This window comes from Jeongeupia chitinilytica (assembly GCF_014652315.1).
Lineage (GTDB): Bacteria > Pseudomonadota > Gammaproteobacteria > Burkholderiales > Chitinibacteraceae > Jeongeupia > Jeongeupia chitinilytica.
The window spans coordinates 87,212-100,596 of sequence record NZ_BMYO01000004.1 but is presented as its reverse complement, the minus strand read 5'-3'; the positions used below and the strand labels follow the sequence as shown (position 1 = coordinate 100,596).

At 65.1% G+C, this 13,385-nt stretch carries 18 protein-coding genes; 14 read left to right on the top strand and 4 right to left on the bottom strand.

Annotated elements, in window-relative coordinates:
• The first annotated feature begins 89 nt into the window (after positions 1–89).
• The 13 genes from IE097_RS08290 (at position 90) to IE097_RS08230 (ending at position 9,215) form a co-directional block, all read left to right on the top strand.
• Positions 90–1,061, top strand: a complete 972-nt coding sequence (locus tag IE097_RS08290; protein WP_189459809.1) for a KpsF/GutQ family sugar-phosphate isomerase — start codon at positions 90–92, stop codon at positions 1,059–1,061.
• Between the two features lie 15 nt (positions 1,062–1,076).
• Positions 1,077–1,592, top strand: coding sequence for a KdsC family phosphatase (locus tag IE097_RS08285; RefSeq protein ID WP_189459808.1), 516 nt, complete (start codon positions 1,077–1,079; stop codon positions 1,590–1,592).
• Positions 1,593–1,595: 3 nt separating this feature from the next.
• Positions 1,596–2,174: an LPS export ABC transporter periplasmic protein LptC gene (gene lptC, locus IE097_RS08280; protein ID WP_189459807.1), complete on the top strand. Its 579-nt coding sequence runs from the start codon at positions 1,596–1,598 to the stop codon at positions 2,172–2,174.
• Entirely contained in the window at positions 2,149–2,769 is a 621-nt protein-coding gene (gene lptA / locus IE097_RS08275; RefSeq protein WP_189459806.1) for a lipopolysaccharide transport periplasmic protein LptA, read from the top strand. Before lptC ends, lptA begins: the two co-directional genes overlap by 26 nt.
• A complete protein-coding gene (gene lptB / locus IE097_RS08270) occupies positions 2,766–3,494 on the top strand; it encodes an LPS export ABC transporter ATP-binding protein (protein ID WP_189459805.1) in 729 nt (242 codons plus the stop codon). The genes lptA and lptB overlap by 4 nt, the downstream gene beginning before the upstream one ends.
• Positions 3,495–3,502: 8 nt before the next feature.
• Positions 3,503–4,924 carry an RNA polymerase factor sigma-54 gene (locus IE097_RS08265; protein ID WP_189459804.1) on the top strand — a complete coding sequence of 474 codons (1,422 nt, stop codon included), beginning with the start codon at positions 3,503–3,505 and terminating at the stop codon, positions 4,922–4,924.
• Positions 4,925–4,951: 27 nt separating this feature from the next.
• Positions 4,952–5,281 carry a ribosome hibernation-promoting factor, HPF/YfiA family gene (gene hpf / locus IE097_RS08260; protein WP_189459803.1) on the top strand — a complete coding sequence of 110 codons (330 nt, stop codon included), beginning with the start codon at positions 4,952–4,954 and terminating at the stop codon, positions 5,279–5,281.
• 113 nt (positions 5,282–5,394) lie between these two features.
• Complete coding sequence (ptsN, locus tag IE097_RS08255; RefSeq protein WP_189459802.1) at positions 5,395–5,862, top strand: PTS IIA-like nitrogen regulatory protein PtsN; 468 nt, start codon at positions 5,395–5,397, stop codon at positions 5,860–5,862.
• Positions 5,863–5,936: 74 nt separating this feature from the next.
• A complete protein-coding gene (gene hprK / locus IE097_RS08250; RefSeq protein WP_189459801.1) occupies positions 5,937–6,881 on the top strand; it encodes an HPr(Ser) kinase/phosphatase in 945 nt (314 codons plus the stop codon).
• A gap of 19 nt (positions 6,882–6,900) precedes the next feature.
• Positions 6,901–7,755 carry an RNase adapter RapZ gene (rapZ, locus tag IE097_RS08245; RefSeq protein ID WP_189459800.1) on the top strand — a complete coding sequence of 285 codons (855 nt, stop codon included), beginning with the start codon at positions 6,901–6,903 and terminating at the stop codon, positions 7,753–7,755.
• Positions 7,756–7,784: 29 nt separating this feature from the next.
• Entirely contained in the window at positions 7,785–8,123 is a 339-nt protein-coding gene (locus IE097_RS08240) for a NusG domain II-containing protein (RefSeq protein ID WP_229797497.1), read from the top strand.
• Positions 8,104–8,619 (top strand): Gx transporter family protein, encoded by a 516-nt coding sequence (locus tag IE097_RS08235; RefSeq protein ID WP_189459799.1) that lies wholly within the window; start codon positions 8,104–8,106, stop codon positions 8,617–8,619. Before IE097_RS08240 ends, IE097_RS08235 begins: the two co-directional genes overlap by 20 nt.
• Positions 8,616–9,215, top strand: a complete 600-nt coding sequence (locus IE097_RS08230) for a flavin prenyltransferase UbiX (protein WP_189459798.1) — start codon at positions 8,616–8,618, stop codon at positions 9,213–9,215. The genes IE097_RS08235 and IE097_RS08230 overlap by 4 nt, the downstream gene beginning before the upstream one ends.
• 3 nt (positions 9,216–9,218) lie before the next feature.
• Here IE097_RS08230 and IE097_RS08225 read toward each other — a convergent pair whose 3' ends face one another.
• The 4 genes from IE097_RS08225 to IE097_RS08210 form a co-directional block, all read right to left on the bottom strand.
• Positions 9,219–10,568: an MATE family efflux transporter gene (locus tag IE097_RS08225; protein ID WP_189459797.1), complete on the bottom strand. Its 1,350-nt coding sequence runs from the start codon at positions 10,566–10,568 to the stop codon at positions 9,219–9,221.
• A gap of 46 nt (positions 10,569–10,614) precedes the next feature.
• Positions 10,615–10,908 (bottom strand): hypothetical protein, encoded by a 294-nt coding sequence (locus tag IE097_RS08220; RefSeq protein WP_189459796.1) that lies wholly within the window; start codon positions 10,906–10,908, stop codon positions 10,615–10,617.
• A gap of 275 nt (positions 10,909–11,183) precedes the next feature.
• Entirely contained in the window at positions 11,184–11,636 is a 453-nt protein-coding gene (gene dtd / locus IE097_RS08215) for a D-aminoacyl-tRNA deacylase (protein WP_189459795.1), read from the bottom strand.
• A gap of 62 nt (positions 11,637–11,698) precedes the next feature.
• A complete protein-coding gene (locus IE097_RS08210; RefSeq protein WP_189459794.1) occupies positions 11,699–12,088 on the bottom strand; it encodes a hypothetical protein in 390 nt (129 codons plus the stop codon).
• Between the two features lie 166 nt (positions 12,089–12,254).
• Between IE097_RS08210 and asd the strand changes: the two genes are divergently transcribed.
• Positions 12,255–13,361, top strand: a complete 1,107-nt coding sequence (gene asd, locus IE097_RS08205; protein WP_189459793.1) for an aspartate-semialdehyde dehydrogenase — start codon at positions 12,255–12,257, stop codon at positions 13,359–13,361.
• Positions 13,362–13,385: the final 24 nt, after the last annotated feature.

Genomic DNA, 13,385 nt, shown 5'->3' with positions numbered 1-13,385 from the left:
GGTTCCGTGGTGGGTCTGGCAAAAATTATACCTGCCGGTGTGGCCTACTTGCTGGCCGCGCCCCGCATGGCTCTTTTATACTGGGGCCCATGAGTGAAATCACGCAATCGTTGGCGCAGGCGCGTCAGGTGCTGGCGATCGAGGCCGACGCGATCACCGCCATGGCCGCGCGGCTCGACCACCGTTTCGATGCGGCCTGTACGCTGCTGCTGGGCTGTACCGGCCGTGTCGTGGTGACCGGCATGGGCAAGTCCGGCCACATCGCGCGCAAGATCGCCGCGACGCTGGCCAGCACCGGCACGCCGGCCATGTTCGTCCACCCGGCCGAAGCCGTCCACGGCGATCTGGGCATGATCAGGGCCGACGACGTTGTGCTGGCCTTGTCGTATTCGGGCGAAAGCGACGAGGTGCTGGCGATTCTGCCTAGCCTGAAGCGGCTGGGCGTCAAGGTGATCGCGCTCGCCGGCCGCGAGGAGTCGACGCTGGCGCGTGCTGCCGATATCTGGCTCGATGCCGGCGTGGCGCAGGAAGCATGTCCGCTCAATCTTGCACCGACAGCGAGCACGACCGCTGCGCTGGCGCTGGGCGACGCACTGGCGGTGGCCCTGCTCGATGCGCGCGGCTTCAAGGCCGAAGATTTCGCGCTGTCGCATCCCGGGGGCAGCCTCGGTCGGCGTCTGCTGGTGCACGTGCGTGACGTGATGCACGCGGGTGAGGCGTTGCCGGTCGTGAATGACGACGTGCTGTTGCGCGATGCCTTGCTGGAGATCAGCCGCAAGGGCATGGGCATGACCGCGGTGGTCGATGGCGCCGGCGTGCTGGTCGGCGTGTTCACCGACGGTGACTTGCGCCGCGCGCTCGACGACGGTCGCGATGTGCTGGCCACGCCGGTGGCGCAGGTGATGACCCGCAATCCGCTGACGATCGACGCGGACCACCTCGCCGCCGAAGCGGTGCAGGTGATGGAACAACGCCGCATCAACGGCCTGCTGGTGCTCGACGCCGGCAAGCTCGTCGGTGCGCTGAACATGCACGACCTGCTGCGTGCCCGGGTCGTCTGAGCAAAGGAAACCGAGATGCAGGAAAAAGCCCGTGCCGTACGGCTGATGATTTTTGACGTTGATGGCGTGATGACCGATGGTGGTCTGTATTACAACGACGCTGGCGAAGAGATGAAGGCCTTCAATTCGCTCGACGGCCATGGCCTGCGCATGCTGCAGCAGACCGGCGTGAAGCTGGCGATCATTACCGGCCGCAAGTCGAAGTTGCTCGAACACCGTGCCAACAACCTCGGTATCGACTTCGTTTACCAGGGCGCGCACGACAAGCTGGCGACCTTCGGCGAGCTGCTCGGCGCTGCCGGCGTTACGGCCGACGACTGCGGCTACATGGGCGACGACGTGATCGATCTGCCGGTGATGCGCCGCGCCGCCTTTGCCGTGGCGGTGCCCGATTCGCCCGAGATCGTGCTGCAGCACGCCGATTACGTGACCGGCCGCGCCGGCGGCCGCGGTGCGGTGCGCGAGGTCTGCGAGCTGATCATGCAGGCGCAGGGTACCTATGACGGGCTGATGGCCCATTACCTGCGCTGATCCATGGGCGGCCTGTCGACCAAGCTTCTGCCCATCGTGCTGCTGGCGACGCTCGGCGCGCTGGTGCTGATCCTCAACGAGGTCGCCCAGGTGCCCGGCATCGGCCGGCCCGAGCGACCGAACGATCCCGATCTGATCGCGCAAAATGCAACCGCTTACCGTTTCGACGTGAACGGCAAGCCCTTGTCGCGCATCTACGCCGACCGGTTGCGCCACTATCCGAGCGGCGACACCAACTGGCTCGACCAGCCGCGCATCCATTACACCAAGCCCGATACACCGGAGCTGACCGTCGTTGGCAAGCGCGCGCGCACCGAACAAAATGGTACCCTCGTCTGGTTTCCCGATGACGCCAAACTGACCCGGGCGCCGAGCGCGGACAAGCCGCAGCTCGACGTCGTCAGCTCGGACGTCTGGGTCAAGCCCAACGAGAACTTCGTCTGGTCCAAGACGCCGGTCAACGGCAAGATGGGCGCATATACCGTGTCCGGCGTCGGCTTCAATGCCGATCTGGACAAGGAAACCCTGGAACTCCTCTCCAAAGTGAGCACGACCTATGTCCCGCCGCCGCCGCGCCGCTGAACTGTCGGCGCTGATCCTGCTGACCGCGCCGCTGGCGCACGCAGAGTCCGCCGACCGCGAAAAACCGATGAACATCGAGGCGGACCACGCCAACTTCGACCAGAAGAACAATGTCGGCGTCTATACCGGCAACGTCATCGTCGTCCAGGGCACCATGACGCTGAAAGCCGACAAGGTCACCGTGCGGCAGGACGCCGACGGCAACCAGTTCTCGCTGGGTGATGGCAAGCCGGTGAAGTTTCGCCAGCGCATGGATACCGGCGAGTGGGTCGATGCCAATTCGCTGCATTACGACTACGACGGCAAGACCGGCATCCTGAAGCTGATCAACAAGGCCTGGGTACGCCGCGATACCGGTGACGAGGTCATCGGCGACGTGATCATCTACGAGATGACGACGTCGACCTACCAGGCGCAGACCGACGGCAAGCCGGGCAGCCGCGTCAACATCACGCTGATCCCGAAGAAGAAGGATGCCAGTGCGACCGCGGCGAAACCGGTCAAGGCCGCCGCGAGCAAGCCTGTCGCCAGCAAGCCGGCCGCGGCCGCCAGCGCGCCGAAGTCCGGCGGGTCCTGGAGCAAGGAAGCGCAATGACCGATGCCGTGCTCAGCGCCAGCGGCCTGATGAAGCGCTACAAGAAGCGCACCGTCGTCAAGGACGTGTCGATCGACGTCGCCGCCGGCGAGGTCGTCGGCCTGCTCGGGCCGAACGGCGCCGGCAAGACGACCAGCTTCTACATGATCGTCGGCCTGGTCGCCAAGGACGGCGGCGACATCCGGCTCGACGGCGTCGACATCGGCCATCTGCCGATGCACGAGCGCGCCCGCATGGGCGTCGGCTACCTGCCGCAGGAAGCCTCGATCTTCCGCAAGATGACGGTCGAGCAGAACATCCTCGCCGTGCTCGAGCTGCACGTCGCCGACAAGGTCGAGCGGGCGCGCCAGCTCGATGCACTGCTGGGTGACCTGCACATTTCCCACCTGCGTGAAAACAATGCGATGAGCCTGTCGGGCGGCGAGCGCCGGCGTGCCGAGATCGCCCGTGCGTTGGCGGCCAGCCCGCGCTTCATCCTGCTCGACGAGCCGTTTGCCGGGGTCGACCCGATCGCGGTGATGGACATCCAGCGCATCATCCGTTTCCTGAAGGAGCGCGGCATCGGTGTGCTGATCACCGACCACAACGTGCGCGAAACGCTGGGGATCTGCGATCGCGCGTACATCATTTCCGAGGGCGCGGTGATGGCGTCGGGCCTGCCGAGTGCCATCGTCGCCAACGAGCAGGTTCGCCGGGTCTATCTCGGCGAACACTTCCGGATGTAGCCGCAGCCATGAAGCAATCGCTGCAACTCCGCCTTTCCCAGCAGCTCAACCTGACGCCGCAGTTGCAGCAGTCGATCAAGCTGCTGCAGCTGTCGACGCTCGATTTTCAGCAGGAAGTCGAGCGCTTTCTGGCCGAAAATCCGCTGCTCGAACGTGGCGAGGATCATTCCTCCGCGCCGGAAGGCGAGGGGGCGGCCGAAGCACCGGCCGAGAGCAGTGGCGACGATGCACCGGCCAGCGAGTCGGGATTCGACAGCGACGACTGGGGCTGGGAAGGGAGCGGCAGCGGTGCGCGTGGTGGCGGCGACGACGATGACGATTTCGACCCGGCGAGCAACATCGCGCGCGAGCTGACCCTGCGCGAGCACCTGCTGGCCCAGGCGGGCCTGCTGCCGATTCCGTTGCGCGACCGCGCCGCGTTGACCTGGCTGATCGACGCGCTGGATGAGGATGGCTTCCTGACCCAGCCGCTCGAGGAAATCCTCACGCTGCTGCCTGCGGAACTCGCCGGCGAATTCGAGTTCGAACCCGATGATCTGGCGATTGCGCTGGCACGACTCAAGCAGCTCGAGCCGCTCGGCGTCGGCGCCAGGGACATGGCCGAATCGCTGGCGCTGCAACTGGCTGCACTGCCGTTCACTGACGTACGTCAACTGGCGCTCGGGATTGTGCGGGACAGTCTCGATTTGCTCGCGGCACGCGACTACACTAGGTTAAAACGCCGCCTGAAATGCGATGACGCGGCGCTGAAAGCCGCTCAGGCGCTGATCGTCAGTCTGAATCCGCGACCCGGTGCGCAATGGAGCGACGAATCGTCGCATTATGTGGTGGCTGACGTTCTTGTCAGCAGATACAAGGGGCAGTGGCGAGTGCGGTTGAATGACGCGGCCAGACCCAAGCTCAGGGTCAACCGGATGTACGCCGACATTCTGCAGCGCAGCGATGGCGGTGTGCTCGCCCGCGAGCTGCAGGAAGCCAAGTGGCTGGTCAAAAGCGTCCAGCAGCGCTTCGATACCATCCTGCGCGTCGGCCAGGCCATCGTCGACAAGCAGCGTGCCTTCTTCGAGCACGGCGAAATCGCCATGCGTCCCTTGGTGTTGCGCGATATCGCATCCGAACTCGACCTGCACGAGTCGACCGTCTCGCGCGTCACCACCCAGAAGTACATGCTGACCCCGCGCGGCATTTTCGAATTCAAGTATTTCTTCGGCAGTCATGTCGAGACCGAGGCTGGTGGCGAAGCGTCGGCGACCGCGATCAAGGCGCAGATCCGCCAGCTGATCCAGTCGGAGGACAAGCTCAAGCCGTTGTCGGATAGTGCCATCGCCGAAGCGTTGGCAGGGCAAGGGGTCGTGGTTGCGCGACGAACCGTTGCCAAATACAGGGAGGCGATGCAGATCCCTCCCGTCAATCTGCGCAAATGCCTGTAACGGCGATTTCCCTGAAGGAGAAGACCTATGAACCTCAATATCAGCGGCCATCACCTCGAAGTGACCCCGGCAATCCGTGATTACATCACGAGCAAGCTCGACCGGGTAGCGCGTCATTTTGACGCGGTGATCGAAGTCGGCGTCGTCCTTTCGGTCGAACGCCTGCAGCAGAAAATTGAGGCAACCGTGCACGTGCCGGGCAAGGACATCCACGTCGAGGCGATCGACGAAGACATGTATGCCGCGATCGACGCGCTGGCCGACAAGCTCGACCGGCAGATCGTCAAGCACAAGGAAAAGCGCAACGGTCATGATGGCGAGAGCATCCGTCGCCAGGTCGCGGCCGAAGAAGAGTAAGTGTTCTTTTCCTGCCAACGGGAACCCGTTCTACGGGTTCCCGTTTTTGTTTATGGGCCGGCTGACGATACAATGGTCGGCTTCGACGTTCCTCCTGCTCATGGATTCTCGCAATGAGCCTGATTTCCAAGATTCTGCCGACCCAAAACGTCTTCCTCGACATGGATGTCGGCAGCAAGAAACGCGTGTTCGAGCAAGTCGGCATCCTGTTCGAAAACAGCCACGGCATTGCCCGCAGCGTGATTTTCGACAGCCTGTTCGCACGCGAAAAACTCGGCTCGACCGGCCTCGGCCAGGGCGTGGCGATTCCGCACGGCCGGATCAAGGGGCTGAAGGAAGCCACCGGTGCCTTCGTGCGCCTGAAGGCGCCGATTCCGTACGATGCGCCGGATGGCAAGCCGGTATCGCTGATTTTCGTGCTGCTGGTCCCGGCCAATGCGACCGATCTGCATCTGCAGATCCTGTCCGAGCTGGCGCAGCTGTTTTCGGACAAGACGGTGCGCGAGCAGCTGTCTTCGTTCGACGAGGCGGGGCAGGCGTACAAGCTGATTTCGACCTGGGAACCGTACGCGGGCTTCTGAGCTGCGGCTCCCTCGTGTAAGCTCAAGGGGCGACGCCATGCGTTCGCCCCGTTTTCTTTCAGCCCCGAGCGACCATGCCGCAGATCACGACCAGGCAACTCTTCATCGACAACGCCGAGAAGCTGCGGCTGACGTGGGTCGCCGGCCAGTCGGGCGCCAACAACCTGCTGACCAACGACTCGGCCGAACAGAAGCCGATCCTCGCGCTGGTCGGCCATTTGAACTTCATCCACCCGAACCGGATCCAGGTGCTCGGCATCGCCGAGACCAAGTATTTCCTCGATCTGTCGCCCGAGGCGCAGCGCGAGTCGGTCGAGCGGCTGTTCGCCAGCGAAATGGCGGCGATGATCGTCGCCAACGGCCAGCCGGTGCCCGATGCATTGCGCGAGGGCGCCGAGCGCCATCACGTACCGTTGCTGACCAGCCCCGAGCAGTCGCCGTACCTGATGGACGTGCTGCGCTATTACCTCGCCAAGGCGCTGGCGGTGTCGACGCATCTGCACGGCGTGTTCCTCGACGTGCTCGAGGTCGGCGTATTGCTGACCGGCGAGTCGTCGATGGGCAAGTCCGAGCTGGCGCTGGAGCTGATTTCGCGCGGCCACGGCCTGGTTGCCGACGACGTCGTCGAGGTCTATCGGACCAATCCGGAGACGCTGGAAGGCCGCTGTCCGCCGATGTTGCGCGACTTTCTCGAGGTGCGCGGGATCGGCGTACTGAACATCCGCACCATTTTCGGCGAAACGGCGGTCCGGCCGAAGAAGACGCTGAAGCTGATCATCCATCTGGCCAAGGCCGGCGGCGATACGCTGGCGCCGATCGACCGGCTGCAGATGCAGGCTGCGACACAGGAAATCCTCGGCGTACCGACGCGCAAGCTCGTGATTCCGGTGGCGGCGGGCCGCAACCTGGCGGTACTGGTCGAGGCGGCGGTCCGCAACTACATCCTGCAACTGCGCGGCATCGACTCGACCCGCGAGTTCATCGAGCGCCACCAGCGCTTCATGGAGATGGGCGAGTAGGCCCGAAGGAGCGTTGAGCATGGTATGGCGTCGTCAGCAGGTCGTGCTGCTGTCCGGCCTGTCCGGAGCCGGCAAGAGCGTCGCGATCAAGGCGCTCGAAGACCTCGGTTACTTCTGCATCGACAACCTGCCTGCGCCGCTGCTGCCGCAGACGGTGGCGATGCTCGACGAGGACGGCTACCCGCGCGTGGCGATCGCCATCGATTCGCGCAGCGCGCACAACCTGGCAAGCTTCCCGCAACACTACGAAGCACTGGTCGAGCTCGGTCTCGACGTGCACCTGCTGTATCTGGAATCGAACAACGAAACGCTGGTCAAGCGCTTCTCGGAAACCCGGCGCAGCCACCCGCTGGCCAACGGCGCACTGACGGTGACCGAAGCGATCCAGCTCGAGCGCGAGGTGCTGGCCTACTTTGCCGAGCTGTCACACCGGATCGATACCAGCGGCCTGTCGGCCAACCAGCTGCGCGCCTGGGTGCGCGAATTCGTCGCGCTCGACCGCAGCAAGCTGACGCTGGTCGTGCAGTCGTTCGGCTTCAAGCACGGCCTGCCGCTCGACGCCGACTTCGTGTTCGACGTCCGCTGTCTCGCCAACCCGCACTACGATCCGGTGCTGCGTCCGCTGACCGGCAAGGATCAGCCGGTGATCGACTTCCTCGAACGCCAGCCGCAGGTCGGCCGCTACCTGACCCACGTGCTCGGTTTCCTCGAGCGCTGGCTGCCCGAATTCGACCGCGACAACCGCAGCTATGTGACGGTGGCGATCGGTTGCACCGGCGGACAGCACCGTTCGGTCTATCTGGCGGAACAGCTGAACAAGCATTTTTCCAAGCACCGGCAGGTACTGGTACGGCACCGCGAGCAATATCCCTGAGCGGTCGCCTGCGTGCGGGCGACTGGCTGTTGCTGCTGTTCGGCCTGCTGCTGGTCGTGGCGAGTGCGCTCTGGGGCTGGCAGGGGGGCAGTGCAACGCGGGTACGTGTGTACCAGGGCGGCAAGGTGTATGCCGACGTCGACCTGGCCGCCACGCGAACGCTGAGGGTGCCCGGACCACTGGGCGACACGGTGATCGAGGTGGCGGCCGGCAAGGCCAGGATCGCCGCCGACCCGAGCCCGCGCCAGTACTGCGTGCGCGAAGGCTGGCTGATGCGGGCCGGCGAGGCGGCGATCTGCCTGCCGAACCGGACCAGCATCGAACTGCTCGGCGAGGGAGGGCGCGGCTTTGACAGCCTCAGTTACTGAGCTGCGGCCGGGGCCGGACGACGTGCACGTCGCCCGGCTCGCCGCGGCGGCCATCGCGCTGGCAGTGCTCGAAGCCGGCATTCCGTCGCCGATTCCCGGCATCAAGCCGGGGCTGGCCAACATCGTCACGCTGTATGCGCTGGTCCGCCACGGTTGGCGCGTTGCTGCGTGGGTGTCGATGTTGCGGGTTTTCGGCGGCGCGATCCTGCTCGGCGGCTTCCTCTCGCCGGGTTTTGCGCTCAGCCTTGCCGGCGGCGTCGCCAGCCTTGCCGTGCTGGCCGCTGCACAGTATTTGCCGCGTCGCTGGTTCGGCGTGGTCAGCCTGTCGCTGCTGGCCGCTTTTGCCCATATCGCCGGTCAGCTTTTGCTGGCACGGCTGTGGCTGATTCCGCATGACGGCCTGAAACATCTGGTGCCGCTGTTTGTCATCGCAGCCTGGGGCTTCGGCCTCGTCAACGGCCTGATCGCCGCCCATCTGCTCGAGGATCCACCATGAAAACCATCACGCTCGCGTTCACCGGCGCTTCGGGTCTGCCATACGGCTTGCGTACGCTGGAGTGCCTGCTGGCAGCCGGCTGTACCGTACATGTGCTGTATACGCAGGCGGCACAGATCGTCGCCAAACAGGAGCTCGGCCAGACCTGGCCCGGACGTGCCGACGATCTGGCCAAGCAGTTCCGCGCCCGGTACGGCGTTGACGAGGACAGGCTCAAGGTCTGGGGCCAGCAGGAGTGGTTCGCGCCGATGGCGTCGGGCTCGAATCCGGGGGACGGCATGGTCGTGGTGCCGTGCACGATGGGCGCGCTGGCGGCGATCGCCGGCGGCGCCAGCGACAATCTGCTCGAACGCGCTGCCGACGTGATGATCAAGGAACGCAAGACGCTGGTCGTGGTGCCGCGCGAGGCTCCGTTCTCGGTCATCCACCTTGAAAACATGCTGCGGCTGGCGCGACTCGGCGTGGTGATCCTGCCGCCGAATCCCGGCTTTTACCATCACCCGAAGGACATCGGCGATCTGGTCGACTTTGTCGTCGCGCGCATTCTCGACCAGCTCGGGGTACCGCACCAGCTGATGCAGCGCTGGGGCGACTGACGCTCAGCGGGCCAGCGCGGCCCGGCTCTTCTTCAGGTAGAGCCAGACCAGCAGCGACGCCGCACAGACCAGTGCCAGCACGAGCGCCTGCCAGTAGCCGGCCGCACCGCTGCCATGGCGGCCGTGCCAGCCGAAAGCGAGGGCGTAGCCGAGCGGGATGCCGACCAGCCAGAACGCCGTGAGGTGGACCAGCATCGGCTGACGGGTCACCTTGTAGCCGCGCAGGATGCCGGCAGCGACGACCTGGGTGGCATCGGCGAGCTGGAACAGCCCGGCGTACAGCAGCAACACGCCGGCCAGCGCCAGTACGGCGGCGTCGGTCGTGTACCAGCTGGCGATCTGCGTGCGTCCGACGATGATCATGGTTGCCAGCCCGCAGGCTACGATCAGGCCGAGCACCAGGCCCGCGTTGCCGATTTCGCGTGCCCGGCGGACGTCACCGCTGCCGAGCGCATGGCCGACACGCACCGTCAGTGCCGTGCCGAGCGCGGACGGAATCATGAAGGTCAGCGAGGCGACGTTCAGGGCGATCTGGTGCGCCGCGACCGAGGTCGTGCCCAGTCGGGCCATCAGCAGGGCGATGCCGCCAAAGGCGCTGACTTCGACGAAGAACATGACGCCCATCGGTGCGCCGAGCCGGAACAGCTCGCGCTGACGGCGCCAGTCGATGCGCTGCCAGCGACGGAACGGGTAGGTCGCGCGATAGACCGGCGCATAGCGGATCCAGCCGACCATCATCAGCAAGGTCACCCACATGCAGAACGCGGTGGCCCAGCCGCAGCCGACGCCGCCCATGGCCGGAAAACCGAAATGGCCGTAGATCAGCATCCAGTTGGCGGGCACGTTCAGCGCCAGACCGATCAGCGAGATCACCATCATCGGCTTGGTCTGGCCGAGGCTGGCGCTGTAGCCGTAGAGCACGCGGAACAACGCGAACGGCACCAGTCCCCAGCTCACCGCAATCAGGAAGTCGTGCGCCTTGGCGGCGACTTCCGACGGCAGGCCGAGGTGCGGAAAGATCGGCGAGGCGGCCAGTGCGATCAGCCAGGCGAGCAGCGCCCAGCACAGACCCTGATACAGGGCCTGCTGCACCAGCGGCGGGACCTCGGCATGGCGTTGTGCGCCGACCGCATGCGCCACCAGCGGGCTGGCGGCGAGGTTCAGGCCGATCAGCGTGACGATCAGCATGACCCAGATCGAGGCGCCGACCGAGACCGCGGCGAGGTCGCCGGCGGAGACGTGGCCGGCCATGACCGCGTCGACGAACGACGTACCGGTCGAGGCCAGCTGACCGATCATGATCGGCCAGGCCAGGGTCCAGGTGGCGCGGGCTTCTTGGCGCAGGTGCAGCATTGCAGGTCCTTGAGGTGCCCGCCATGCCGCTCCTGTTGGGAGAGGCCTAGCGGCGGGTACAACGGTACCGGGTCGGTACCTCGTAGCACGCGATCAGCGTGGGAAACAGTGCCTGCAGCCGCAAGGCCAGATGAACGTCGATGCCGCGGATGTACAGCCGGGCGCCGTCGCGCCGGGCCGGGTAGCCGAGATCTTCGGCAACCGCCCGGGCGCGGAGCAGCTCGGCATCATCGCGCGTGTCGGGCGCCTTCAGGCACAGACTGGGTTCGGTACCGGCACGGGGTCGGGCGGGAACGGAACGGGCAGGGGTTGCGGTGCAGGGTTCGAGACAATCATACATGGCGGCCTCCGGTCGAAATGGGACGGCCGGCACAAGGCTCGGCCGACGCTTTAGCGGCATTTGGACGCGCCCCGCAAGTTGTCGCTTAACTCGGCGCGGCGGATGAGACGGCATCCGCGACCGGAAAACAAAAAACCCGCGTGCAGGGCGCGGGTTCGCTCGCACGCTTTAGCCGTATTTGTTGGCAGCGCCCGCAAGCTGGGGAGTCAAATCGGCGCTGTATTCAGGAGCCATTCTGGCGAGCGGCAGGCCCCCTCGTCAAGCCCCCGTGTGCGCTATTCGGGTTGCTTCGAATCAAGCATCAGCGTCACCGGGCCGTCGTTGACCAGCGCAACCTGCATGTCGGCACCAAACCTGCCGGTGGGTACGGTTTTGCCGAGTACCTCGCCGAGCCGGGCGACGAAGGCGTCGAACCGCGGTTGGGAGACGTCCCCGCGTGCGGCACGGCCCCAGGAGGGCCGGTTGCCCTTGTTGTAGCTGCCGTAGAGCGTGAACTGCGAGACGGCGAGTGCCTCGCCGCCGGTGTCGAGCAACGAACGGTTCATGACGCCGGCGTCATCCTCGAACACGCGCAGCCTGGCGACCTTGCCGGCCATCCAGACGAGATCGGCGTCGGTATCGGCGTCCTCGATGCCGACCAGCAACAGCAAGCCGGCGCCAATCCGCCCGCATACCGCATCATCGACCGAAACGTGCGCCTCGCGGACGCGCTGCAACAGGACCCGCATGCCGATTTCCATCAAGAACCGAGCCGGGAATGGTAGCGCCCCCGCTGCGCGCTGTCAGCCCGCTAGTCGCTGCTGCGGGTCCGGGTGCCGGCACGCAGCGCTGCGCTGACAAACCGTGACCGGGCGCTCGCCTCGTTCGGATCGTGTGTGCCGAAGAGCCGCATCCGCAGCATGCGGGCGCGTTCGGGGTGCTGGATGGCCAGCTTGTCGAGGTCGGCCACGATCGAACGCAACAGCGGGGGTTGCCTGGTTGCCGGTTCGCGGATCGCCAGTGCCTGGCCGTTCAGTTGCGCCATTTCGATCCGGAACAGCAGGTCGTGATAGGCGGCGGAACTGACCTTGCGGGCGACGTACTGCGGGATGGTCGTCGCCATGGCCATGGCCGAGTCGCGCTGGCGGGTGGCCCGTTCCGACCATTGCGTGCTGAGCAGTGTTTTCAGGCGATTGAGCAAGGTTGGCGCTTAACTGTGCATGAATATCCGAATGTAATAATTTCTAAACAAGTAAGCAAGCGTTTGTCACTACAACTTCGGTTACCGGTCGGCGCTGGCAATCAAACCGGTTTTTCACTAAGATCGAAAGCTCGCTCTATCTCACTGTTTTCCTAAGGATTTGATGATGAAACGCGTAGGCCTCGTCGGTTGGCGCGGCATGGTGGGCTCGGTCCTCATGCAGCGTATGCAGGAAGAAAAGGATTTCGACCTGATCGAACCGGTGTTCTTCACTACCTCGCAAGCGGGCAGCGCTGCGCCGAACTTCGGTCGCGACGCCGGCACGCTCAAGGATGCCAAGAACATCGCTGAACTGTCGGCGATGGACATCATCATTTCCTGCCAGGGCGGCGACTACACCACCGAGATCTTCCCGCAGCTGCGCGCTGCAGGCTGGAACGGCTACTGGATCGACGCGGCCAGCACGCTGCGCATGGAAGACGACGCGGTCATCATCCTCGACCCGGTCAACCGCGGCGTGATCGACGCGGCGCTGGCGCGCGGCGTGAAGAACTACATCGGCGGCAACTGTACGAATTCGATCCTGCTGATGGGCGTCGGCGGTCTTTTCCGCGAAGGTCTGGTCGACTGGGTCAGCTCGATGACCTATCAGGCCGCGTCGGGTGGCGGTGCCAACCACATGCGCGAACTGCTGAAGGGCATGGGCGTGGTTTACGGCACGGTGGCCGACGAACTGGCGACCCCGGCCTCGGCAATCCTCGACATCGACCGCAAGGTCGCGCAGGCGATCCGCTCGGACGTGCCGACCGAGTTCTTCGGCGCGCCGCTGGCCGGCGGCCTCATCCCGTGGATCGACAAGCAGCTCGACAACGGCCAGTCCAAGGAAGAGTGGAAGGGCCAGGCCGAGGTCAACAAGATCCTCGGTACCAGCGAAACCGTGCCGGTCGACGGCCTGTGCGTGCGGATCGGTGCGATGCGTTGCCATAGCCTGGCGCTGACGCTCAAGCTGAACAAGGACCTGCCGCTGGCCGACATCGAAGCCATCATCAAGTCGGGCAACGACTGGGTGAAATGGGTACCGAACGACCGCGAAGTCACCGTCAAGGAACTGACACCGGCGTCGATCACCGGCGGGCTGGAAATCGGTGTCGGCCGTGTCCGCAAGCTCAATATGGGCCCGGAGTACGTCAGCGCCTTCGTCATCGGCGACCAGCTGCTGTGGGGCGCCGCCGAACCGCTGCGCCGGATGCTGCGCATCCTGCTCGGCGAGTAAGCCGCGGTACTGCTCGACAACGGG

Coding starts and splice junctions, on each gene's coding strand:
- IE097_RS08230 (WP_189459798.1), top strand. CDS start 8,616: ATGAAAACCATCACGCTCGCGTTCACCGGCGCTTCGGGTCTGCCATAC.
- IE097_RS08225 (WP_189459797.1), bottom strand. CDS start 10,568: ATGCTGCACCTGCGCCAAGAAGCCCGCGCCACCTGGACCCTGGCCTGG.
- dtd (WP_189459795.1), bottom strand. CDS start 11,636: ATGCGGGTCCTGTTGCAGCGCGTCCGCGAGGCGCACGTTTCGGTCGAT.
- hpf (WP_189459803.1), top strand. CDS start 4,952: ATGAACCTCAATATCAGCGGCCATCACCTCGAAGTGACCCCGGCAATC.
- lptA (WP_189459806.1), top strand. CDS start 2,149: ATGTCCCGCCGCCGCCGCGCCGCTGAACTGTCGGCGCTGATCCTGCTG.
- IE097_RS08290 (WP_189459809.1), top strand. CDS start 90: ATGAGTGAAATCACGCAATCGTTGGCGCAGGCGCGTCAGGTGCTGGCG.
- ptsN (WP_189459802.1), top strand. CDS start 5,395: ATGAGCCTGATTTCCAAGATTCTGCCGACCCAAAACGTCTTCCTCGAC.
- IE097_RS08285 (WP_189459808.1), top strand. CDS start 1,077: ATGCAGGAAAAAGCCCGTGCCGTACGGCTGATGATTTTTGACGTTGAT.
- rapZ (WP_189459800.1), top strand. CDS start 6,901: ATGGTATGGCGTCGTCAGCAGGTCGTGCTGCTGTCCGGCCTGTCCGGA.
- asd (WP_189459793.1), top strand. CDS start 12,255: ATGAAACGCGTAGGCCTCGTCGGTTGGCGCGGCATGGTGGGCTCGGTC.
- IE097_RS08265 (WP_189459804.1), top strand. CDS start 3,503: ATGAAGCAATCGCTGCAACTCCGCCTTTCCCAGCAGCTCAACCTGACG.
- lptB (WP_189459805.1), top strand. CDS start 2,766: ATGACCGATGCCGTGCTCAGCGCCAGCGGCCTGATGAAGCGCTACAAG.
- hprK (WP_189459801.1), top strand. CDS start 5,937: ATGCCGCAGATCACGACCAGGCAACTCTTCATCGACAACGCCGAGAAG.
- lptC (WP_189459807.1), top strand. CDS start 1,596: ATGGGCGGCCTGTCGACCAAGCTTCTGCCCATCGTGCTGCTGGCGACG.
- IE097_RS08220 (WP_189459796.1), bottom strand. CDS start 10,908: ATGTATGATTGTCTCGAACCCTGCACCGCAACCCCTGCCCGTTCCGTT.